Source organism: Rothia terrae (assembly GCF_012396615.1).
Taxonomy (GTDB): domain Bacteria; phylum Actinomycetota; class Actinomycetes; order Actinomycetales; family Micrococcaceae; genus Rothia; species Rothia terrae.
Genome location: NZ_JAAXPV010000015.1, coordinates 23,905 through 46,748, shown reverse-complemented (window position 1 = coordinate 46,748; position 22,844 = coordinate 23,905). Strand labels below are relative to the sequence as shown.

General features: G+C 51.0%; 22 protein-coding genes, 4 tRNA genes and 1 other RNA gene. 15 read left to right on the top strand and 12 right to left on the bottom strand.

Features of this window, described 5'->3' with window-relative positions; all coding sequences use genetic code 11:
- Positions 1–346 precede the first annotated feature (346 nt).
- The 8 genes from HF984_RS11935 to gndA all read left to right on the top strand — a co-directional run bounded on the left by HF984_RS11935 (position 347) and on the right by gndA (position 5,180).
- Positions 347–682, top strand: coding sequence for a transposase family protein (locus HF984_RS11935; RefSeq protein WP_168615327.1), 336 nt, complete (start codon positions 347–349; stop codon positions 680–682).
- Positions 683–1,192: 510 nt separating this feature from the next.
- Entirely contained in the window at positions 1,193–1,846 is a 654-nt protein-coding gene (locus tag HF984_RS11580; RefSeq protein WP_228008203.1) for a hypothetical protein, read from the top strand.
- Between the two features lie 397 nt (positions 1,847–2,243).
- Positions 2,244–2,750, top strand: a complete 507-nt coding sequence (locus HF984_RS08795; RefSeq protein ID WP_168615303.1) for a transposase family protein — start codon at positions 2,244–2,246, stop codon at positions 2,748–2,750.
- Entirely contained in the window at positions 2,645–3,019 is a 375-nt protein-coding gene (locus tag HF984_RS11930) for a transposase family protein (protein ID WP_400745869.1), read from the top strand. Before HF984_RS08795 ends, HF984_RS11930 begins: the two co-directional genes overlap by 106 nt.
- Positions 3,020–3,164: 145 nt before the next feature.
- Positions 3,165–3,237 (top strand) — tRNA-Val (locus HF984_RS08790).
- A 41-nt stretch (positions 3,238–3,278) separates the two neighbouring features.
- Positions 3,279–3,351 (top strand) — tRNA-Val (locus HF984_RS08785).
- Positions 3,352–3,412: 61 nt separating this feature from the next.
- Positions 3,413–3,592, top strand: coding sequence for a hypothetical protein (locus tag HF984_RS08780; protein WP_168615302.1), 180 nt, complete (start codon positions 3,413–3,415; stop codon positions 3,590–3,592).
- Positions 3,593–3,701: 109 nt separating this feature from the next.
- The gene (gene gndA, locus HF984_RS08775) at positions 3,702–5,180 is read left to right on the top strand and encodes an NADP-dependent phosphogluconate dehydrogenase (protein ID WP_168615301.1); all 1,479 of its coding nucleotides are present in this window, start codon (positions 3,702–3,704) and stop codon (positions 5,178–5,180) included.
- A gap of 72 nt (positions 5,181–5,252) precedes the next feature.
- Here the strand turns inward: gndA and epsC are convergent, their stop codons facing one another.
- From epsC to msrA, 3 genes are all read right to left on the bottom strand, one after another.
- Positions 5,253–5,837, bottom strand: coding sequence for a serine O-acetyltransferase EpsC (epsC, locus tag HF984_RS08770; protein ID WP_168615300.1), 585 nt, complete (start codon positions 5,835–5,837; stop codon positions 5,253–5,255).
- Positions 5,838–5,981: 144 nt separating this feature from the next.
- Positions 5,982–6,908 (bottom strand): cysteine synthase A, encoded by a 927-nt coding sequence (gene cysK / locus HF984_RS08765; protein ID WP_210729673.1) that lies wholly within the window; start codon positions 6,906–6,908, stop codon positions 5,982–5,984.
- A gap of 139 nt (positions 6,909–7,047) precedes the next feature.
- Positions 7,048–7,569, bottom strand: coding sequence for a peptide-methionine (S)-S-oxide reductase MsrA (gene msrA / locus HF984_RS08760; protein ID WP_168615298.1), 522 nt, complete (start codon positions 7,567–7,569; stop codon positions 7,048–7,050).
- A 117-nt stretch (positions 7,570–7,686) separates the two neighbouring features.
- Here msrA and HF984_RS08755 point away from each other — a divergent pair, with 117 nt between their 5' ends.
- Positions 7,687–8,589, top strand: a complete 903-nt coding sequence (locus HF984_RS08755) for a Nif3-like dinuclear metal center hexameric protein (RefSeq protein ID WP_168615297.1) — start codon at positions 7,687–7,689, stop codon at positions 8,587–8,589.
- A 54-nt stretch (positions 8,590–8,643) separates the two neighbouring features.
- Here HF984_RS08755 and HF984_RS08750 read toward each other — a convergent pair whose 3' ends face one another.
- Positions 8,644–9,411: a YaaA family protein gene (locus HF984_RS08750; protein ID WP_168615296.1), complete on the bottom strand. Its 768-nt coding sequence runs from the start codon at positions 9,409–9,411 to the stop codon at positions 8,644–8,646.
- 42 nt (positions 9,412–9,453) lie between these two features.
- Here HF984_RS08750 and rnpB point away from each other — a divergent pair.
- Positions 9,454–9,818: RNase P RNA component class A (gene rnpB / locus HF984_RS08745), an RNA gene on the top strand.
- Positions 9,819–10,306: 488 nt separating this feature from the next.
- On the opposite strand, the gene def is transcribed toward rnpB, so the two are convergent.
- The 3 genes from def to orn all read right to left on the bottom strand — a co-directional run bounded on the left by def (position 10,307) and on the right by orn (position 11,847).
- On the bottom strand, positions 10,307–10,876 hold the full coding sequence (gene def, locus HF984_RS08740) for a peptide deformylase (protein WP_168615295.1): 570 nt from the start codon (positions 10,874–10,876) through the stop codon (positions 10,307–10,309).
- A gap of 120 nt (positions 10,877–10,996) precedes the next feature.
- Positions 10,997–11,069 (bottom strand) — tRNA-His (locus tag HF984_RS08735).
- A 154-nt stretch (positions 11,070–11,223) separates the two neighbouring features.
- Positions 11,224–11,847, bottom strand: coding sequence for an oligoribonuclease (gene orn / locus HF984_RS08730; protein ID WP_168615294.1), 624 nt, complete (start codon positions 11,845–11,847; stop codon positions 11,224–11,226).
- 190 nt (positions 11,848–12,037) lie between these two features.
- Here orn and mptB point away from each other — a divergent pair, with 190 nt between their 5' ends.
- Entirely contained in the window at positions 12,038–13,582 is a 1,545-nt protein-coding gene (gene mptB / locus HF984_RS08725; protein ID WP_168615293.1) for a polyprenol phosphomannose-dependent alpha 1,6 mannosyltransferase MptB, read from the top strand.
- Between the two features lie 123 nt (positions 13,583–13,705).
- Positions 13,706–13,778: transfer RNA gene (locus tag HF984_RS08720), tRNA-Arg, on the top strand.
- Between the two features lie 57 nt (positions 13,779–13,835).
- On the opposite strand, the gene HF984_RS08715 is transcribed toward HF984_RS08720, so the two are convergent.
- Both HF984_RS08715 and HF984_RS08710 read right to left on the bottom strand, forming a co-directional pair.
- The gene (locus HF984_RS08715; protein ID WP_168615292.1) at positions 13,836–14,501 is read right to left on the bottom strand and encodes a hypothetical protein; all 666 of its coding nucleotides are present in this window, start codon (positions 14,499–14,501) and stop codon (positions 13,836–13,838) included.
- An 85-nt stretch (positions 14,502–14,586) separates the two neighbouring features.
- Entirely contained in the window at positions 14,587–15,135 is a 549-nt protein-coding gene (locus HF984_RS08710; protein WP_168615291.1) for a DNA-3-methyladenine glycosylase I, read from the bottom strand.
- Positions 15,136–15,344: 209 nt separating this feature from the next.
- Here HF984_RS08710 and HF984_RS08705 point away from each other — a divergent pair, with 209 nt between their 5' ends.
- Together HF984_RS08705 and ettA are read left to right on the top strand one after the other, a co-directional pair.
- Positions 15,345–15,953: a single-stranded DNA-binding protein gene (locus HF984_RS08705; RefSeq protein WP_168615290.1), complete on the top strand. Its 609-nt coding sequence runs from the start codon at positions 15,345–15,347 to the stop codon at positions 15,951–15,953.
- A 154-nt stretch (positions 15,954–16,107) separates the two neighbouring features.
- A complete protein-coding gene (ettA, locus tag HF984_RS08700; RefSeq protein WP_168615289.1) occupies positions 16,108–17,787 on the top strand; it encodes an energy-dependent translational throttle protein EttA in 1,680 nt (559 codons plus the stop codon).
- Between the two features lie 64 nt (positions 17,788–17,851).
- Here ettA and HF984_RS08695 read toward each other — a convergent pair whose 3' ends face one another.
- Positions 17,852–18,757 (bottom strand): acyl-CoA thioesterase, encoded by a 906-nt coding sequence (locus HF984_RS08695; protein ID WP_168615288.1) that lies wholly within the window; start codon positions 18,755–18,757, stop codon positions 17,852–17,854.
- A gap of 76 nt (positions 18,758–18,833) precedes the next feature.
- Between HF984_RS08695 and HF984_RS08690 the strand changes: the two genes are divergently transcribed.
- Positions 18,834–19,505, top strand: a complete 672-nt coding sequence (locus HF984_RS08690) for a DUF8185 domain-containing protein (protein WP_168615287.1) — start codon at positions 18,834–18,836, stop codon at positions 19,503–19,505.
- A gap of 25 nt (positions 19,506–19,530) precedes the next feature.
- Here the strand turns inward: HF984_RS08690 and HF984_RS08685 are convergent, their stop codons facing one another.
- Together HF984_RS08685 and pepN are read right to left on the bottom strand one after the other, a co-directional pair.
- Positions 19,531–19,938 carry a globin gene (locus HF984_RS08685; protein WP_168615286.1) on the bottom strand — a complete coding sequence of 136 codons (408 nt, stop codon included), beginning with the start codon at positions 19,936–19,938 and terminating at the stop codon, positions 19,531–19,533.
- Positions 19,939–20,048: 110 nt separating this feature from the next.
- Entirely contained in the window at positions 20,049–22,592 is a 2,544-nt protein-coding gene (gene pepN, locus HF984_RS08680) for an aminopeptidase N (protein WP_168615285.1), read from the bottom strand.
- Positions 22,593–22,844: the final 252 nt, after the last annotated feature.

The following is a 22,844-nucleotide window of genomic DNA, read 5'->3' as shown; positions in this document are numbered from 1 at the left end:
TTGCATCGTCTGACTTTAAGGCATAAAGAGGCACCTGCCGATGCGGGTGCCTCTTTTTCTTTCTGGGAGTTATTGGGGGAGGTCTTGTGGTTGTATGGTTGGTATGATGCTCGCAAATGTTGAGGGTCTAAGAGGCTTATTCATAAAGGGTAAAAACCAACACCCCGCCGCCAAGAGACAACAACCCCACCAGCAGCGAAAATAAGATGATTAAATCACTACAAATAACCTCAAGCCATACCGGAAAATACCGTTGCACAATCAGCGTACAACCGGGCTCACTGCCGAGCTATTCCCCACCCTCACAACAGCCCTGCAGAAGAACCTCACCTGAAACAAACCAACTATTAGACCACGAAAACTATCCCTGAACCAAGCTCTAAAAATCATCCTTCTCTATCTACCTCACAACCTCACAGAAGAGCTCCTTGCCGATATATTTGAAACCTCTCAAGCTACGATTTCCAGCACTATCCATCGCATCGAAAGTGCTCTGCTTCAATTACCTGAACTGAAAACTGCAGGCCTGGAATCTCTCAGCAAAGTTCCTGATTCACTCGTGGTCGATGGGACACTGATGGCGGTATGGAACTGGGCTACACAAGGGAAAATATTGTTTTCGGGTAAACACCATCGTGCAAGATTCAATCATCAAGTGAGCTGTACGCTACATGGAAAATAATTGGCTATTACCGCCCCGTTGCCCGGGGGCTAGACACGATGTTTATGCTTTTCGTTTTCACCAGCTCGAAAGGTTCTTAGATGAGTCCACTCTGGCAGAGAATGGGTTACATCGGGTTAGGGTTATTGACTGCGCCTAAGTGGAAGCCAGGAGTGAAGGTGAGGTCAGCGGTGAGGTAGAATAACCGTCGAGTTAATCGACTAAGTTCAGTGGTTGAGCGGGTTATTACTCAGATCAAGACGTGGCGGGTGTTTTCTATGGTGCGGGCGTTGTTTTTCTTTGCAGCTTCGGCCCCCTTATGAAATAAGCCTCATAGAATAACTCGAAATATACTTGAAAAAAATTTATGGTTAGCATAGTATAAGGTGAAATTAGAAAGATTCATTTGGAATTTTATGCCTTCTTACAATTATTACTTATTCGAGAAGAAAGTAATTTTATATATCGAAGTCAATGAATTCTACAAAATTCTTCTTTGAATTTTCTTACCACAACGCCCAAAGGAAAAATATGTCCCCCTCATTCACTCGCCGCTCCCTCACTAAAGGGGCCGCATGGGCTGCCCCTATAGTAGTCGCGTCTGCTTCCATTCCTGCTTATGCCGCTTCCCGTCCGCGCTACTCAATTTCTGCATCTTGGTTTGGGCGACTAATTTTTAGTCAATCAGCAAGGTGCGCTGCCGATCAGCGTCTGGTTACTGATATGGGTCTGTGGACTAACCAGCGAGCCGGAGGAACTGCGGCTGCTGGCTTTGCTGTGCCTCCAGTAAATGGTGCACCTCAGACCACTGTGACTTTGTCTAATTTCCGTCAGCAGATAGCTCTCCCTGCAGGCTTGGTTTCCTCCATCGTTGTTACTAGCGGTAGCTGGGCTAACCCAACTGTCGTCCGAAATCAAAACATTAACGGTGACGGTTATCTATGGGATGTCTTTACTTTCAACTGGATTGGTTCGAACATCGGACAATCATCTGATCGTTCCGTTCCTTGGCCAGATAGCCCCATGACTACTTCTATCAGGTGGAACAATACAACCTGTTTCAATCAAGATGTTTTCTATCGCCGCTATTTCTGGACCCGCCTCTTGGGATCCTATACCACCGCTAATGGATTTTCTTATACCATCCCTACTGGTTGGTTGCAGACCCCCTTGGCATCTGCATAGTCCACCATTTTCTTCTTTGGGTAAATTCTTCATGAAATTTAGAAATTTTTGTTTTTATTTAGATGTGAATGTCTAAATAAAATATTTTCAAATATTTCCCTATAGAGGCTTACTCACAAGGAGTCCGAAGTAGCAAAGAAAATCAGTGTCCGCACTACCGCAAACACCCGCGAATAAGAACTCAACGGCCCCTGAGGGGTTACTCTTTATGCCATGGATTGGTCGTTCATAGGATTTTTGTCACTACATTGAAGTCCATAGACTTCATAATGAATCATGAGGCTTATTCAAAAGTAAGAGCAAATCCCACACCCACCAACTAGACAACGGCCCCACCACACGGCAACAATGAGGATAAATAACCACAAATATTCTCAACACCGTACCGGAGGAACCGTTGCCCCACCAGCATATAACCGGACTCAACCCCCAGCAATTCGCCACGCTCCTCACCGCTCTAAATAACTACCTCACCTGGAGAAAACCAGATACAAAACCACGCAGACTCACCCTGACCCAAGCCCTGAAAATAACGCTGCTCTACCACCGATATAACCTCACCGAAGACTTCCTCGCCTATATTTTCAGCATCTCCCAGCCCACGGTTTCCAGAACCATCAACCTCATCGAGAAAACTTTAGATAAGGTTCTCCAACCGGTTGTGCAACCTCTTGAAAAAGCACTGGAAGTACCTGGTTCACTGGTCATTGATGGGACACTGATCCCCACCTGGAATTGGCGCTCACAAGGGAAACAAACTTCTCTGGTAAGCATAAGAAAGCTGGTTTTAATCATCAGATCATCTGCACCATTGATGGGAAACTGTTGGCCATTACTGATTCTTTGCCGGGTGCGCGGCATGATGCTTACGCTTTCCGGGTGCATGGATTGGAGAGGTATCTAGATGATACTACCCTGGCTGATAAGGGTTATGTGGGGCTGGGGTTATTGACGCCGGTTAAGCGTAGGTCTGGGGTGAAGATGCCCAAGGCAGTCAAGGATAATAATCGTGTGATTAATGGCTTGCGGTCGGTGGTGGAGCGGGTGATTGTGCAGGTGAAAACGTGGAGGGTTCTGCATTCTGATTTTCGGCGGTTGCTGCGTTCTTATTCGCGGGTGTTTTTGGTGGTGTGGGCGTTGATTTTCTTCGTGTCTACGAACCCTTATGCATAAGCCTCTAAATGTCCTGTCTGGTACTTAGTAGCTGGACATTTTGAGGTGTAATGCAGAACACTTCATTTCGATTTGCGAGAGTATTTAAGTCTGTGTATAGTATTTATCTGTAGCCGACAGAAAACGGCTTCACCAATTAGGTTTTGGGTCTTTAGCTCAGCTGGTAGAGCGCCACGTTTACACCGTGGATGTCATCGGTTCGATCCCGGTAGGACCCACTGCAAAACTTATTTGGTTTTGCTCAGGCATTCATTGCCTCGGGTCTTTAGCTCAGCTGGTAGAGCGCCACGTTTACACCGTGGATGTCATCGGTTCGATCCCGGTAGGACCCACAAATTAGCCCCGCTTAGGCGGGGCTTTTTTGTATCTTCTTTTTCAATGAAGGGACGAGCTATGCGCACCTTTAAGCCCCGAAATTTCACCGCTGTTTTTCTCTCCGCGGTGTGGTTTCTGATTTCCATTTTCTTTATTGCACAGGGAATGATGGTGATTCTATGGTCTGTTTTTGCCCTGATTGCCCTGGTCATCGGTGCAGCAGCGTTATGGGTTTTATTTAACGACCGACCAGAATAGGTCAAGCCTCAGATTTCTGAGATTCTCAGCGACTTCATCGAGATTCACGGTTCGAGAAATTGAACTCAAAAAAAGACAAAGGTCAGCCCAACCGCGTAATCTTAGAGGTATGGCTGAAAATAATACTAATCGTAAGGCGCAAATCGGTGTAACTGGTCTGGCTGTTATGGGTGCCAATCTCGCCCGTAACCTGGCTCGTAACGGTTACACTGTAGCGTTGCATAACCGTTCTTCTGAAAAGACCGACGCTTTGCTCGAAGCACACGGTTCAGAGGGCGATTTTATTCGCACTGAAACCCTGCAGGAACTCGTTGATTCGCTGGAATCTCCGCGTCGCATCCTTGTGATGGTTAAAGCTGGCGGCCCTGTAGATGCTGTCATCGATCAGCTTGTACCGTTGCTCGATAAGGACGATATCATTATTGATGGCGGTAACTCACACTTCCCAGATACCATCCGCCGCGAAAAAGATCTTGCCGAAAAAGGTCTGCACTTTGTGGGCGTTGGCGTCTCAGGTGGTGAAGAAGGTGCTCTTAATGGCCCTTCAATCATGCCCGGTGGTTCAGCTAAGTCCTATGAGTCTGTTGGACCCATGCTTGAGAAAATCGCTGCCAAGGCTGAGGATGGCTCACCGTGCTGCGCATGGATTTCAACCGACGGCGCTGGCCACTTTGTAAAGATGGTTCACAACGGTATTGAGTACGCTGACATGCAGGTTATCGGCGAAGCCTATGACCTCATGCGTTCCGTTGCCAATATTGAACCGGCTGAGCAGGCAGAGATCTTCAAGCAGTGGAATACCACCGAGCTAAGCTCTTACCTCATTGAAATCACCGCTGAAGTTTTGGCTCAGGTTGATTCGAAGACCGGTAAGCCTTTCATCGACGTTATTGTCGATCAGGCTGGTCAGAAGGGCACCGGTCGCTGGACCGTTCAAAGCGCACTGGATTTGGGTGCTCCCATTACCGGCATCGCAGAGTCTGTCTTCGCGCGTGCTCTGTCTTCATCTAACCCAGCTGCTCGTGAGCAGGCACAAAAAGGATTCACTGATGGTCTCATCGCGACCACTGGCGTAGCAACTGCTGACCCCGAATTCGTGGAAGACGTTCGTCGTGCTCTGTTCGCATCTAAGCTTGTTTCTTACGCGCAGGGTATGGATATGCTCTCCATTGCGGGTAAGGAATACGGCTGGGATCTGAAGCTCGATACCATTGCTAGCTTGTGGCGAGAAGGTTGCATCATTCGTGCAGAACTTCTGGCTGAAATCATGGAAGCATACAAGGACGAAGCTCCTGCGAGTATGCTTCTTGCACCGGCTTTCAATAAGCTCATGGAAGAGCTCGTTCCTTCATGGCGTCGCGTGATCTCAAAGGCAGTAGCACTGGGTATTCCCGTACCTGTTTTCTCATCATCACTGGCTTACTACGATGCTCTGCGTCGTGACCGACTGCCCGCTGCCCTCATCCAGGGTCAGCGAGACTACTTCGGCGCACACACCTACAAGCGTGTAGATGCTGAGGGCGACTACCACGTCATGTGGAGCGATGATCTTCGTGAAGTAAACGCAGAGGACGCTCACGTTCATTAAGTAAATCGCTGGACATCAGCAATCAAAAAATCGGTGGCATCTGTAAAGATGCCACCGATTTTTTATAAGTTTCTAGATCCACATTGCAGGATCAATGTACTCGACTGCGTCGACCAACGGCTTCTTCTTCTCCGGTGTGCGAGGACGCGAAGACGCAGGAATACCGGTAATAATAGAATCTGCCGGGTGGTCGTGAACAACCACAGCGTTAGCGCCAATGGCCGAGTCATCGCCGATATATACGGGGCCTAAAACTTTTGCACCGGCACCAATAGTGACTCGGTTACCGACCGTGGGGTGGCGCTTGACCTTTTCCAGGGAACGTCCACCCAACGTGACACCGTGATAAAGCATAACGTCATCACCAATCTCAGCGGTCTCACCAATCACAATACCCATGCCGTGATCAATGAAGAACCTTCGACCAACGGTTGCGCCCGGGTGAATTTCGATACCGGTCAAAAACCTAGTGAACTGCGAGAGCGTACGCGCCACGGTTTTTGTTGAAGGATTTTGCCACAGTTGATGAGCTAGGCGATGGGACCATATCGCATGCATGCCTGAATAGTTGACGATAATCTCAAGGTCGCCGCGCGCTGCGGGATCGTGCGCTCGCACCGTTGCAATATCCTCACGAAGACGTGAAAGAAAGCTCACCTTTGTTCCCCTTATAGATGGTATGGGCTGTGTCATAGTCTGCTTATTACAACGTAGCAGAGAACTTTAACTATTCCCGTCTCACATAAAAAAGTGGCTCCATCGAGATTTTCTCGACGGAGCCACCTCGTAACAGTGGGCATATTAGCCGCGGATATCTTCGTAAAGAACGGTTGAAATGTAACGCTCACCGAAGTCGGGAACAATCGCAACAATCAATTTGTCAGTGTTCTCTGACTTCTTAGCTTCTTCAAGAGCTGCCCAAACTGCTGCGCCTGCTGAGATGCCGCCCAGGATGCCTTCCTGCGCGCCGAGAGTACGGGCAGTGCTAACAGCGTTTTCAGTGGTAACAGCTGAAACTGAATCATAAATCTCACGGTCCAAGATACCGGGAATGAAGTTAGCACCCAGACCCTGAATCTTGTGGGGGCCAGCCTTGCCTTCAGTCAGAAGGGGCGAGTCCTTAGGCTCAACAGCAACAATCTTGAGATCTGACTTCTGTTCCTTGAGGTACTTACCCGCACCGCTGATGGTGCCACCCGTACCGATGCCGGCAACGAAGATATCTACCTTACCATCGGTGTCTTCCCAGATTTCGGGGCCAGTGGTCTTGTAGTGGATGCGGGGGTTTGCCTCGTTCTCGAACTGAGATGCAAGGATTGCGTTCTCGGTATTCTCAACAATTTCCTTAGCCTTCTCGACCGCTCCTCGCATACCTTCGGCACCGGGGGTCAGAACAATTTCTGCACCGAATGCGCGGAGCATGACGCGTCGTTCGGTTGACATGGTCTCGGGCATGGTGAGAACGACCTTGTAGCCGCGTGCAGCGCCGACCATAGCCAGAGCGATACCGGTGTTGCCTGAGGTGCCTTCAACAATGGTGCCGCCGGGCTTCAGTGCGCCAGCTTCTTCAGCAGCGTCAATAATGGCCGCACCGATGCGATCCTTGACCGAGTTAGCAGGGTTGTAGAATTCGAGCTTTACAGCAACATTGCCGGGAAGGTCTTTGTCGAGAGTATTGAGGCGAACAATGGGAGTGCCGCCAATAACTTCGGTGACGTTGTTGTACATCTTGCTCAACGTTTTAGCCTTTCAATAGTCAAAAATTATGGGGTGGCTTGTTATCAAGCTTAGAAGATTTATGACGTGCCAGGGCTGGAAAAGAAATATTTCGTAAACAGTTCACCGTTAGCGCACATCATGGAGATTTCTACTTGAGATACTGCGCAAAATTGCGGCGGGCTGCGCTGACCTTGGGGTTAATGATTGCTTGGCAGTAACCCGCAAAAGGATTACGAGCATAGTAATCCTGGTGATATTCCTCAGCCTCGTAGAAAGTTTCAAGCGGCTCGATAACAGTTACGATTTCCTCGTCCCAAATGCTTTGAGCTCGCTCTTTAGCCCGTTCAAAGACCTCTTTTTCATCGGAATTTGTATAGAGCAATGCTGAGCGATACTGAGAGCCAGCATCGTGACCTTGACGGTCGCAGCTGGTGGGGTTGTGCGAGGTGAAGAAGATATCCAGAACCGTATCTTCATCAATCACGGTTTCATCAAACTCTACTTTAACTACCTCATAATGACCGGTGGTGCCGGTGCATACGGACTGATAGTCGGGGTTCTCGGTATGTCCTCCAGCGTAACCACTAATGCTCGCAGTGACCCCCTTGATTTGGCGATAGACCGCATCGATACACCAGAAACAACCGCCACCAACAACAAAACTTTTCATCTTCGCTTCTTTCGTTGTAGAAAGTTTTCGTTTTTACCTATAACTAATGGGGCTTAGTATTTATTCTTGGGGGAGCGGTGCACCAGTCAGTATGCGTGAGCAACTAGACTAAAAAGCATGACTACCGAACTGAAAACACCGACATTAGACGATGTCATGGACGCTTTTGAACATTTATATCCTGCAAACCTGCAAGAAGACTGGGATGCTTCTGGGTTAGTGGTAGGACGTCTGAGCGCCCCCGTGCGTACCGTGAGCTTTGCGGTGGACGCTATTCAAGCCACCGTGCACGAGGCGATCGTGCTGTCATCAGATCTGCTAATAACGCATCACCCGCTCCTGTTACGCGGTGCAAAATTTTTGCCCGATACAGACTATAAGGGCAACATCATCCATACCTTGATTGAAAATAAGTGCGCCCTGCTCGGTGCTCACACCAACGCTGACTCAGCCGTTGACGGTGTTAATTCGGCTTTGATGCTTGCGCTGGGGATTACTGAATCCACCTCGCTCGATGGCGATAAAACCCAAACCATCGACGGGGCAACACACTCGGTTGGTATCGGACGCGTCGGCGAACTCAGCGAACCTATCACCTTGAAAGAGCTCGCAGAGAAGCTGGCAAGCGTACTACCTGCCACAGCAGGCGGTCTGCGCGTCGCTGGCAACCCAGCTGACCGCGTCCAAACCATCGCTGTATGCGGTGGATCCGGTGATTCACTTTTCTCACTCGTCAAAAAAGCGAACGCAGACGTATTCATTACAGCTGATCTTAGACACCACCCCGCATCAGAACTCCGTGAACAAGCCCTGATAGAGGGCGGAAAGCCGTATCTCATTGACTGCTCACATTTCGCCTCGGAATGGGTGTGGCTCAACACCGGCGCCCAAAAACTGAAAGAAGAATTAGCCGCGCGCGGCTTCGCGATAGAAACCCAAGTGCTCACCACGAACTCAGATCCCTGGGACTTCAGAGTCTCAACGGGGGAGTGCGCAGGATCCGCTAGCACCGCATCCTAAAATCAACGGGCGATGAATCAATAGAATCATCGCCCGTTATTTTCTGCCCTTTTTCTAGCCTTCAGGAATAATCAGCGTCAGAATGCCCGGTTTTTTCTCCGTTGGTTCTACCAACTCAGCCTGCCAACGACGCTGCACAGCATCAAAAAGCTGCCGCGGCTCAGCGATATGCGTAAGATTCTCCGTCACCAAAAAACGAGCAAGTTCCCCGCGATAATGCTTAGCCATATGAGAGACAACCTTACGAGAGCCATCAGCTAACAACTTCTCCACTCGAACCTGCACCGTCTTCACTGCAGGAGTAACCCACGCCTTCGCATACGCAGCCGAGCGACAATCCACAAAAAGCTCATCAGACATCAGCTCATTGAGACGCCCCAACTCAGCCTCCCAAAACGTCGCAAGAGAACCCACCCCCGGCAGCTTCACGCCCATAGACAAACGATACGCAGGAATGACATCATCCAACCTGACAGCACCCCACAAGGCAGAAACAACCACAATAGACTCCACCGCGCGCTCAAATTCCTGCGCAGACAATGAACCAACATCCAAAGCCTCAAACAACACACCCGTATACACACGCCACACCTCCCACGTAGGCTCCTCCCACACACGAGTATTACGCTCAACCTCAGCACCCAAAGATGCCCCCACCTTCAGCACATCAAAAGCACCCTCAGACGCACTCACCTCAGCCAGCACATCCGCAACCCGCTCACGAGCATCCGACAAAAACGCAAAACTCAAATCGCCCAACTCAACAGGCTCACCGGCAACAGCAGCAGCCTTCCCCTCAGACGGAGGCAACAAAATCTTCATACAACCACTCTAACTAACATGTAGTAAAGTAGAGCGCGGACGCGGGAGAACCAGGCAATCGCGCGACGCTACGTAAGGTACGTCTCGAGGAAAGTCCGGGCTCCACAGCACAGGATGGTGGATAACATCCACTCAGGGCAACCTGCAGGCCAGTGCCACAGAAAACAAACCGCCCACATAGCTGGGTAAGGGTGAAAAGGTGGTGTAAGAGACCACCAGTACCGTGGGCGACCACGGTAGCTCGGTAAACCCCATCCGGAGCAAGGTCAAATAGAGCATGCCAGAGGGTAGTGCGCCCAAATGCTCGGGTAGGCCGCTTGAGCACCTCAGCAATGAGGTGCCTAGATGGATGATTGCCCCCACTCACAAGGTGGCGACAGAACCCGGCTCATCGGTTCTCCCGCGTTCTTTTTATCTTTAAGTTTTTATCAAGGTTCGTCTTTGGCGTTTTAGTGCCCTGAGCAAGTACAGCGGCAGCAAACAATCCTTCTCGCCCGGCTTCTCTTTTCTCACATGGCGATTCACGCCAAACCCAGCCCGTTTGCAGTCACTGTACTTGCCTCATTTCACCTCAAATGAAGAACACGTGTTATTGAAATCGAAGCGATGAGCCGGCGCTGCGCGCTCTACCCTCAAAGACTTTTTCCTCGCTCACATCCCTCCCAGCCAAGGTGACCACATAAACACCAAAAACGGCGCACAATAGGGAGTACTTTGACGTTTACATGGTTACAATGATGCTTTTCTGGTAACTCCGGGCGAAACGTAGTCAGATTAGGCAGGGGAGTTACAGGGCGTTTATTCTTCTTGCCTTAGCACCTATAAAAAATGTGCAACCCCTTTGCCTTACCCGCAGGAAAAGCAAAGGCGTTGCACACCACGCACACTGGGTCGTCTAGTGACCAAACGGATCAGGGTCAACACCAGGGGTCCATGAATTACCATCCACGGTCCAGCCTTCTTTCTTAACAACCTTCTTGGCTCGAGCCGACCACTTCTTGTTCAAACGATTAACATACAGTTTGCCGTCCAAATGATCAGTCTCATGCTGCATCACGCGAGCGAACCAACCCGTCGCATCAAACTTCACCGGTTCACCGTGCTCATTCATACCCGAGACAGTGACCCACTCAGCTCGTTTCAGCGGAAAACCGTAACCAGGGAAAGAGAGACAACCCTCTTCTTCGTCATCATCAGGATCAGCTGCTGAAATTTTGCCGACGGTCAACACGGGATTAATAATGCATCCGCGAGGAGCTACACCATCTGAATTCTCAAACACATAAGTGAACAGACGCAAACCAACACCCACCTGCGGTGCAGCCAAGCCCACGCCGTGAGAAGCATCCATGGTCTCATACATATCGGCAATCAGAGTTTTGAGCTCGTCCGTGATCTCGGTGACAGCCTTAGCAGGCTGGTGCAGAACCGGGTTGCCGTGAATAACGATGGGAAGAATAGTCATGCGATGAAGCCTCGGTGAATACTAAAGTCTGTGTGCCTCTAAGCTAAATCCTCAAGGGCACTGAATAAGTTAAAACAAAAGGGTCGTTATGGCTACTGCCATAACGACCCTTTTCTTCGGGGTGATCGACGGGGGTTGAACCCGCGACCTCCTGGACCACAACCAGGCGCTCTGCCGACTGAGCTACGACCACCATATCTGCTAAAACACTGTTGAAAATTTCTTTTCTTTTGCGTTTGGCAGCGAGTAATACTCTACCGAAGGTTGGCGGTATTTGCAAAATCGAAACAGGCCATTTTTACCGTGATTGCGCTCACTAGGTAAAAAGTGCTGAGAGAAGTGGCAACCTAGGAACTAAGTTCCTGCCGAGTTTCAGCGATTTTTCGTGCAATTTTCTGAGAAGTCTCACTGTCTGGGCCCGGAGCTTCGACGAAAACAGTTTCACGGTAGTAACGCAACTCATCAATGGAATCGCGAATATCACCCAAAGCTCGATGATTGCCGGTTTTAGCAGGAGCATTCCACAAAGCCTTGGGGAACCAGCGACGGGAGAGCTCCTTGATAGTTGAAACATCAATGACGCGGTAGTGCAGATAATCAATCAACTCAGGCATATCGCGCACCAAGAAAGTCTTATCGGTGCCAATCGAATTACCGGCGAGCTGCGCTTTGCCTGCTTCGGGTACATAGCTCTTGATGTAATCAAGAACCTGCTTCTGGGCGTCTTTCATGCTCAGGCCCGCGTCCAGCTCATTAATCAAGCCGGATTCAGTGTGCATATTGCGTACAAAATCATTCATCTGATCCACCGCTTGGGCTGAGGGTTTGATAACCACATCAACTCCGTCGCCCAAAATGTTGAGCTCAGCGTCTGTCACCAGTGCGGCAACCTCAATCAGCGCATCATTTTCCAGCGAGAGTCCGGTCATCTCGCAGTCAATCCATACAATTCGTTCGTTAGAAACACTCATGTTTTCAACATACCCCCAATAAAAGCCAAACCAAAGAACCGTGTGATCCCAGAGCGTAACTGAAAAAATAGTGAGAAAGTTAGCCCTCGGTTCATAAGGATGCGAAGCTAACAAAAACACCCAGATAGACTTGAAAAGTTAAGAGTTATAACTGGCTCATAGGAGCTTTATGAAAGTCAAAAGCACAAGGGTGAAAAAAGGCGGATCGTCGCACCGCTATAACCCAAGCCATCTCAACTATGTCACCGGCAGCCCACTTCGCACCATCGTCTTCGGAACCATAGGTTCGTTGTTGATGATGTTTGGGTCATTTGGTGTGGGGTGGCTGGCATCGGCGTCGCCGCTGAACAGTATCGAGTGGATAATCCCGCTGAGATACAGCGTGAAAGGGCTTGTCGCCTCAGTCATTATGGTTGCTGTGGGTGGCATGATGATGTGCCGTGAATGGCTACGTTTGTCGCAGAAAATGCCGCTCTGGGACGCATCCAGCAAAAAATGGACATGGGCTGCCATCATCGCGTGGTCTCTACCTCAGCTCATTGCCTTCCCCCTTTTTAGCCGCGATATATTTTCCTATTTTGCGCAGGGACGCGTCATGCAATCCGGTCTGAACCCCTATGAGTTCGGGGTCAGCTCTGTGAGTGGATTTTTTCAGTATGGCGCCGACCCTATGTGGGCCCAGTCCCCACCACCTTATGGTCCTGTGTTCTTGTGGCTAGAAGAATTGGTGGCTACTCTCGCTGGTAGCAATGTGGATGCTGGTATCTATATGCTGCGGGGTCTGGCTGTTGCTGGCTGTCTGCTCATTGCTGTTTATGTGCCTAAACTTGCCCGTTTGCATGATATTAATCCCACGCGAGCGCTGTGGCTTGTGGTGGCTAATCCGCTGTTTATCGCGCAGTTTGTGACGGCCGGTCACAATGATGCTTTGATGACTGGCTTCATGATTGCTGGCATCTACTATGCTGCTCGCTGGCGAAACTGGGCTGGCGGTATCAGCGGTGTCACTCTGGTTACCTTGGCGGTCGCGGTTAAGCCCATTGCTATCGTCGTTCTTCCCTTTATCGGGCTGCTCTGGGCCGGACGCGGTGCCAACTGGATGCGCCGGTTTATCTTCTGGGCAATTTCTGGTCTGATTTTTATTGCTGAAATGGCTTTGATGGGGTGGATGAATGGTCTAGGGTTCGGCTGGATTGGCGCGCTTTCAACCACTGAAGGGCAGTACATTTGGTACGCACCGGTTGGATTTGTAGCGTGGATTGGTGGAATTTGGGCCCATAACACCCTTGATGTTCCGTCGGCAGAAATTCGGGAGCATATTGGGTCATTTGGCAAGCTCATTGGCATGGGCCTTGCAACTCTGCTGATGTTTGTAGGCAAAGACAAACATCTGATTAAGCGTGCAGGTTTTGCCTTAGGGTGCGTGGTTCTGTTTAGCCCCATGATTCAGTCCTGGTACCTGCTGTGGTTTATCCCGCTCATCGCGGTAGCCGGTATTCGCACCGGGCATCAGCTTGATTTTTACTTCCTGACCACCCTGTTCTTCATGATTTACGCTATTGCGGATCAGCTATCAGTATCGCCTTACCTTGATGATTTCGATACCAACATGGCGCGACTGATTGCAGCTATCATCTCAATCGCTTACGCCAGTTATCTTTTGTTCCTTGACCCAGCAACCCGCAGGGTGCTGAGAACACGCAGGCGTCAATCAGTGTTTGATCTCGTAATCTAAATCAGTTCAGCTCAGGCCGGTTATAACTCTGACACCCGTGAAATAGCGGCCAGCGAAAATATGAAAAACCCCAAAAACATCTGTACTATAGACGGGTAGCCACAGCGCAAAACGCTGGTGCGAGCCTCAGTAGCTCAGTGGATAGAGCAGGAGCCTTCTAATCTCTTGGTCGGGGGTTCGACTCCCTCCTGGGGCGCAATAAAGCCGGTCTGACATGAACAAATATGTCAGACCGGCTTTTGCTTTTTAGATTTTATAGACCATATTCGGTACCGCAGTATTGAATCTGCCCGCTCATCGCGGTGTTATGGTCAAGAATTTGGCACTGTTCGTATGTTAATTCGTTGTTTGTGTAACCGAATTGCGGCTCAGGCCTAGTAGTTTGTTGCTGATACTGTTGCGCGTAGGCGTAAGGATCATTGCCACCAGCCCAGTCGCCGAGATCATTTGTATCGCAGTACATTTTGACCTTTTCGAAAAGCTCCGCGTCAAAGGGGAGAGTTGAGGTCCAAGCATCTGAAATGCATTTTCCTCCCGTATTGATGAAATCCTCAACAGTCAGTTGCTGAGCGGCGTTGGGATCATACTCAGGAATGGCAGAAACCGGCGTCTCGGTGGCGACAGGTTGATCTGCCGGAGGATTGATTGCCTGCACGGGGGTCTCTGTAGTCTCTGGTGTTGCAGGGGCGACAGGAGCAGGTTGCTCTGCCTGAGTCTCTGTAGCCGTGGTTTCAGGTGAGGCGGGGGACTCAGAAGAAGGGCTCTGGCTCGGTGAAGGGCTAGTGCTGGTCGCACTTGCTGAACTACTCGAAGTACTACGTGAGGGAGACTGGCTGGGGGAAGCCGCATCCTCATTGTTAGTTCCGCAACCGGTAAGAACCAGCGCGGTAAGAGCGATAACGGGAAGAATCTTTTTCATGGTTTTTCCAAAGGGGGACGACAGTAGTATGCGGGGGATGAAAGTGACTCCCAATGAAGTCTAAGTCACTTTCACTACCTCCATCCTAACCTTTTTGCGGTCGAATATAACCGGTGGCCTGCGCCAACGCGCAACACAGAACCGGGCCGACCAGTTGCATCTCGCAATCTTTGAAAAAATTTGAAAGCTCATCAGTTGCAGGGTAAGTGCGCGGCATACCGTGGGCAGATGTGTCTAAAACAATGGTTTTACCAAAATGTTCAGATAAGACCTCCGGTAGATCGATCTCGTGGTACATCAACATTTTGGCGTTGTGGACGCACGCCTCAATTTTTCGCCTGTTTCGAATCATCGACGGTTCAAGTAGCAGGGAATCAATATCTGCCTCCGTCAGAGTCGCCATATGCGCAGGATCAAAATCTTTGAGGTGCTTGGCTAGAGCTTTTCTGTGTTTGAGGACCACCTTCCACTGCAATCCCAGCTGAAAAGTGAGAAGGCACAGGTGCTCGAAAATTTTGTGCTGAGTGAGGGGAACAGTACCCCACTCATTCCTGAAATACAGGTCGGTGCGTTCGTCTTTTACCCAGGATGGGACAGCGTCATCGGTTATTTCTTGTGGTTCAAAAGTAGTCATGGTTTGAGACTAAATCGTTTTGTATTTACCGCCAAGAAACTCCAAAAACTGTGGACACTCAACCTGTGGAAACCAAATATTACACACAGCAGACTGTGCAAAACCCTGCCAGCAGCGCAGTTTTCCACAGATTTTTGATTTTCCTTGTCGACGGGCGAACACGCGATTTACAAATAAATCACCCGCTCACAACGATCATTGGAGGAACCATGAGCGACACTCTTACACTTCGAGCATTTGTAGCGACTGCACCCACCTTGCGAACCACCGCTAGCGGAGTGCCTGTCACCAACTTTCGTGTGGCATCCACCCCGCGCTGGTATGACCAAGCAGCCGGTGTTTACAGAGAAGGAGACACTAATTGGTACACGGTCAATGCTTTTCGCGCGCTTGCTCAGAACACCGTGCGAAGCCTGCGCGTCGGCCAGCCTGTCATTGTGACGGGCCGCCTTAAAGTTAAAAAGTGGGATCGCGACGAGAACACCACTATTACCAATGTGGAGATTGATGCCACCACCGTGGGGCACGATCTTACCTTTGGTACTGCTCTTTATGAGCGCACCGTTGAACGCAGAGCCCATTCTGAACCAGGTCAGAACACGCAGTCGGGTGAACATCAGGCAGACCAGCAGAATTCACAACCTAGTCAGCAGAACACCGGTGAGCATGCGTCCTACACGGAGCGCCATAGCTCAGCGAATTCCGATGAACATTTTTTCACCCCTCAGAATGGTGTAGCATCCTCTGACGCAGAATTTTCTGATCTCGTTGAACCTACCGAGGATAATCAGAAAGCGCTGTACGCAATGACGCATTAGGCAACGAACCCTCACCACCTGCGTTCGGCAACAATGGATAATGAACCACTATCACTCGTTGCCGAACGCTCACCTGACCAGGTGGTGATTAAAATCCTTTTCACGGCGAGAGCTGTAGGTGCATATCTTTAGTGTTCACGGTAGCCTTGAAGGTATGGCTGAATTTATTTACACGATGTCTAAAGCCCGCAAAACTGTGGGCGATAAAGTCATCCTCAACGATGTATCTATGTCGTTCTTCCCCGGCGCCAAGATTGGTATGGTCGGCCCGAACGGTGCAGGTAAATCAACCATCCTTAAAATCATGGCTGGTTTGGATACCCCTTCAAACGGTGAAGCGCGCCTGTCTGAGGGCTACACCGTGGGTATTCTTCTGCAAGAACCCCCGCTGAACGAAGAAAAGACCGTCCTGGGCAACGTCCAGGAAGGCGTTGGCGAAATCTACGGCAAGATTGTTCGCTACAACGAAATCTCAGAAGAGATGGCTAACCCCGACGCTGACTTCGATGCTCTCATGGAAGAGATGGGTAAGCTTCAGGAAGCTATCGATGCCGCTAACGCATGGGACATTGACTCACAGCTTGAGCAGGCAATGGACGCCTTGCGTTGCCCTCCCGGTGATATGCCCGTAACCCACCTTTCCGGTGGTGAGCGTCGTCGCGTCGCACTGTGCAAGCTCTTGCTGGAGAAGCCCGACCTTCTGTTGCTCGATGAGCCCACTAACCACTTGGACGCTGAATCAGTGCTCTGGCTCGAGCAGCACCTGCAGTCCTACGAGGGCGCAGTTATTGCCGTTACCCACGACCGCTACTTCCTCGATCACGTTGCAGAGTGGATTGCAGAAGTTGACCGCGGCAACCTGTACCCCTACGAGGGTAACTACTCCACCTACCTTGAGAAGAAGCAGGCACGTCTGCAGGTTCAGGGTAAGAAGGACGCTAAGCTTGCTAAGCGTTTGAGCGAAGAACTCGACTGGGTACGTTCAAACTCAAAGGGTCGTCAGGCAAAGTCAAAGGCTCGTTTGGCTCGCTACGAAGAAATGGCTGCAGAAGCTGAGAAGACTCGTAAGCTGGACTTCGAAGAAATTCAGATTCCGCCGGGACCCCGCCTGGGCAACGTCGTTATCGAAGCTAAAGACCTTCAGAAGGGCTTCGACGGTCGCTCACTCATCAACGACCTTTCATTCACTTTGCCCCGTAACGGCATCGTAGGTGTGATTGGTCCTAACGGTGTGGGTAAGTCAACCCTGTTCAAGACCATTGTTGGTCTGGAACCGCTAGATGGCGGTGAACTCAAGATCGGTGAAACCGTCAAGATTTCATACGTTGACCAGAACCGTGCAAACATCGACTCAGAGAAGACCCTGTGGGAAGTTGTCTCAGACGGCCTGGACTACATTCAGGTTGGCCAGGTTGAAATGTCATCACGCGCGTACGTGTCGGCATTCGGCTTCAAGGGTCCCGACCAGCAGAAGAAGGCAGGTGTGCTCTCCGGTGGTGAGCGCAACCGCCTGAACCTGGCACTGACCCTCAAACAGGGCGGCAACTTGCTCCTGCTCGATGAGCCCACTAACGACTTGGACGTTGAGACCCTGACCTCTCTTGAAAACGCACTGCTGGATTTCCCCGGCTGTGCTGTCGTGGTCTCCCACGACCGTTGGTTCCTCGACAGAGTAGCAACCCACATCCTCGCATGGGAAGGCACCGATGAGAACCCCGATAACTGGTACTGGTTTGAGGGTAACTTCGAGTCTTACGAGAAGAACAAGGTTGAACGCCTCGGCCCCGAGGCAGCTAAGCCTCACCGCGTCGTACACCGCAAGCTCACTCGCTAAGTAGTGCCAAAAACAAAACCCCGGTCAGTGTTGCTGGCCGGGGTTTTGCTGTACCTAACTTCACTTATTTGAACTCGGGAAAACGCAGCATTGCCTCTTGCGTTACCGTAGCAACGTGAACGCCATCGCGAGTGAACAACCTACCGGTGCTCAAACCGCGCGCGTCTTGAGCAGTGGGAGATTCTTGTACGTAGAGAAGCCATTCATCGGCACGCGCCTGCCGGTGGAACCACATGGAATGATCCAGCGATGCGAACTTGATGCCGGGCTGCAACCAGAATTTGCCGTGCGCTCGCAGAATGGGCTCCATGACTGTGTAGTCGGATGCGTAGGCTAACGCCGCCTGATGAACTACAGGATTATCGGGTAGCGCGCTGGTGGTTTTGAGCCAAACCATGTTCGTAGCACGGTGGTTTTGATCCGCCTGCGTATAGAGCGCGGGGGTGATATGCCTGATGTCGAAGGGACGAGTAAAAGCCACTGCCTGAGCCATAGGATGCGGAACTTTTCCGATGAGATCCGCGGCAGTCGGTAAGGATTCAGGTTCCGGCACGTCCGAGGGCATCGTCGCTGAGTGTTCAACCCCGCGAGCGGGTTCTTGGAAAGACATAATGCATGAGAAGATTGGCTCTTCGTGCTGATAGCCGTGCACGCGTCGCGCTGAGAATGAGCGGGCATCGTTAAGTTTTTGAACACCGTAGGTCAGTGGGTCTGCCACTGCGCCGGGGCGTAGAAAATAGCCGTGGAGGGAATGCAATGAGCGGGATTCTTCAACCGTGCGTGAGGCGGCAATGATGGATTGCGCTAGCACCTGACCGCCAAAAATGCGCGGAGTTTCTTGGGTGAGTGACTCGGCGCTGTACAACGCATCATCGTGACCGTTAGGCGCGAGATCTTCGAGGTTGAGCATTGAAAGTAGAAGCTCGGTGGGTTCTGGCTGAAGCTGATGATTGTCAGTGGTGGTGGTCATGTTCCTTCAATCGGTGAAAAGGGTATTCTTGCTTAAACCTGATGATATAGATTTTGTGGATAAGGGGCGAGATACGATGAGTGAAAATGTAGAAGCGGTAAGTGAGAGAGCTCAGTTCTGCGGTAAAGCGGATCCCCGCGATTTAGCGACCTTCTTCTCTCGTGCTCGTGCCGTTGATTCGCAGGTTGCTGTTAAGCTCTTGAGCCGTGGAAAAGCCTTGGCCGCTTACGTTGCTGTGTTAGCCCCTGCTACCTTATTGGACGCTATGCCTACCGTGTTAGGTATGCGCGCTGTCCCTCTGGAAAATTCTGCTCACATCGATACAGTGGTCGAGGCTTCGGCTCTGCTCGATCGTCTGGCTCGTATTGAGGACGAAGGGTTGAAGCTTACCCTGCCTCCGGTAACTGTCAATGCGGCGTGGGCGGGCATAACCCCGCCACTGAGCGGGTGGCAGTTGCAGGGTAGCATCGATGCTGAGACTTTGCGGAGGACCGCCAAAGAGGGCATGGACGCGGTTGATCAGGCACTACCTCAGAACCCTGGCCATGCGGTCTTAGATACTGTCCGCTCGCGTATTTGGTCATCACCGTTACCTGGCTTTGAAACGCCGATCCCCGCCGGTGTTGCTTTCGCAGCTGAGGTGCTGGGTTTTCTGCCCAGCAAATCGATGGACGCGGTAAGCGTGTACACCGCCGATGGGTGGGTGCGTCTGAACGCTCCGGGCGGTTACGTACTGGCTCGCGTGTAGCCTTATCTCATTCTGGCCGGTATGCTTATGCCCGGTTCTGCATTGCGTGGGCGGCGCGTTCAAAGTAGTCCCACATCATGGCATCGTGCATAGGGGAGAGCTCTAGTGTGTTCATGGCGTTGCGCATGAATTTGAGCCAAGTGTCGCGTTCTTTGGGCCCTATCGCAAATGGATTGTGACGCATGCGCAGACGCGGGTGCCCACGCTCTGCCTGATAGCTGGTGGGACCGCCCCAGTACTGTTCCAAGAACATGCGTAAACGTCGCTCCGCCGGGGCGAGATCTTCTTCGGGATACATCGCCTTGAACTCGGGATCAGCCTCGACCTGCTTGTAGAACTCGCGGCACAGTTTCTCAAAAACCGGAGCGCCACCTACCTGCTCGTAGAAGCTTTTCTGAGTATGAGGGTTAGGACCAATTGAAATATCTGCCATACTTCAACTCTAGCCCCGGGCACTTCTTGCAGAAAAATTGGTTGACACAAATGCCGGGGACACCTGGTGAAGGTGACCCCGGCATTCTGATGTGCTAGCTGAGCATGCTCTTAGAGGTGATCAGCTTTCTGAACAGCAAGTGCACGCACGACCCCGTCGCGGTTTTCGGCCACCTGACGCTTGAGGGATGCCGCGTCCTCACCCAGTGAACCCAAGAACTTCTCGGTTTTCTCCAGCAGTTCTTCGGTGGGGTTTGCAGGGTACAGCCCGGTAATAATTTGGGTTGAGATCTCGTGGCTGCGTTCGCGCCAGACTTTCTCAATTTCAGCGAAGTACTTGTCGGTGTACTGCTCCAGAACCTCATCATTGTTTCCGTTGTAGAAACCGGCAATAGCTGAGCGCTGGACGATGTTTGAGAGTTCGCCGGTCTCAACTACCTCGTGCCAGACCTTAGCCTTTGCCTCAGCGGTGGGAATGGACGCTGATGCGGTGGCTGCAGCCTGTTGCCCGTTGGAAGTGTTGTCCTGCTTCAGCGCCTCATCAATATCAGCCTGGGTACGGCGCTCACCAGCTACCAATGAGGTTAGCAGAGCCCACTGAAGATCGGTGTCGATCTCAAGATCCATCAGCTTTTCTTCACCGGAAAGCAGAGCCTCTACAATATCGAGCTGTTCGTCGGTACGTGCCAAACGAGCGAAAGTTCGCACAAACTGCAGCTGATTGTCCGAACCGGGCTCAGCTGCCTTTGCGATATTCCACAGAGAATCTGCTGCGTGAACCTTGGATTCTTCAACGGTGTCGCGGTCAACGTACGAACGAAGGGTTAGCTCTAGGTTGCGAAGTTGAACCATCACAGCGGTGGAGTTGGTCTCTTTGCCAATGTTGTTGAGAACCAGTTCGACAAAACGGCGAGCTGCCATTTCACCGTCGCGTGTAGCATCCCACAGTGCGCCCCAGATCACGCCGCGAGCAACGGAGGAATCGATATCGCGCAGGTGCGCCACCACGGTATCCATGGAGTCATCATCAAAGCGAACCTTGGCAAAAGTCAGGTCTTCATCGTTAAGCAAAATCATGTCAGGTCGCGGCTTACCGACTGCCTCGACAACCTCGGTGAGCTCACCGTCCACATCAATTTCAAAGCGTTCGGTGCGATCAAGAGTCAAACCGTCGTAGTTGTAGAAACCAACAACCATGCGGTGAGGACGCAAGGTTTCAAAGCCTTCTGCGTAAGTCTGCTTGATGGACAGCGAGGTGATGTAGTCATTCTCGTCTTGCTCAATCACGGGAGTCAAAGTGTTTACGCCAGACGTCTCTAGCCACTTAGCGCTCCACGCACGCACGTCGCGTCCTGACTCGGCCTCAAGTTCCACCAAAAGATCGTTGAGCACAGTGTTGCCCCACGAATGCTTATCAAAGTAGGTCTTGAGCGCAGCCATGAAGTTTTCCTGACCAACCCATGCCACCAGCTGACGCAGAACAGAGGCGCCCTTAGCGTAGGTGATGCCATCGAAGTTCACCTGAACATCGTGCAAATCCTTAATCTCAGCCACAATGGGGTGGGTTGAAGAAAGCTGATCCTGACGGTAAGCCCAGGTCTTCTCCGATGCTGAGAAAGTCGCCCATGCTTCCTGCGAGAAACGGGTGTTTTCTGCGGCCGCAAGAGTAGACATGAACTCGGCGAAAGACTCATTAAGCCACAGATCGTTCCACCACTTCATGGTCACAAGATCGCCAAACCACATATGTGCCAGCTCGTGCAGAACAGTAATGGCGCGGCGCTCAATCATCGCCTCAGTAGTCTTGGAACGGAAGATGTAGTTCTCCAAGAAAGTTACCGCACCAGCGTTCTCCATTGCGCCAGCATTGAACTCGGGAACAAAGAGCTGATCGTACTTATCAAAGGGGTAGGGAGTTTTGAACTGTTCTTCATAGAACTCAAAACCCTGGCGGGTCAGCTCAAAAATATCCTCAGAATCGAGATAAGGCATCAGCGACTTACGAGCAAACACACCAAGAGGAACTTCGCGTCCTTCAGCGTTGGTCAAGGACGAGCGCACTGACTCGTAAGGACCAGCAATAATTGCGGTGATGTAGGACGAAATGCGCGGTGTGGGCTTGAAATACCAGGTCTTTGAATCGCCGTTTTCATCTACCGAAGTCTCTGACTGGTTAGACACCACAACCCAGTGAGCCGGGGCAGTCACAACGAACTCGAACTCAGCTTTAAGATCGGGCTGCTCAAACACCGGGTACACACGGCGAGAATCAGGAACCTCAAACTGCGAATACAGGTACACCTCGTTATCCACCGGATCAACAAAGCGATGCAGGCCCTCACCCGTATTGGTGTACAGCATGTCAGCGTCAATACGCAGAACATTTGACGCCTCCAGAGCCGGAAGCCCAATACGGACGCCGTCTGCCAGCGAGGCATCCAACGACTCACCGTTGAGCTCAATGCTACGCACAGAATCCGTAATGGCATCAATAAAGGTTGACTCGCCTTCAACCGCTTCAAAACGAATCTCGGTGATAGCAGAAAAAACGCGCTCGCCACGAGTTAAATCAAGCTCAACCTTATAGGACTGGACATTAGTAACAATGCGTGAGCGCTCGGCAGCTTCTTCACGGGTCAGGTTCATACCTGGCATGGGGTTCCTTTCGAAAAACGAGGTGTTGTCGATAAGACTGAAACTGAGGTGACGAGCGAAAAGCCTAGGATGCTCTGAGATCAAAAGTGCAATACAATCGATAAGAAGACACCAACAGTTGCAGTGCTACACCACACACTCTAGTGCTGAAGGTGCTCAAACCAGAAATCTTTTCTTCAATAGCGAGAAGCAACGAGTTTCATGAACATACTGTTGCATCTCACCGTCATACTTTGCGCTAATAAGGAGCAA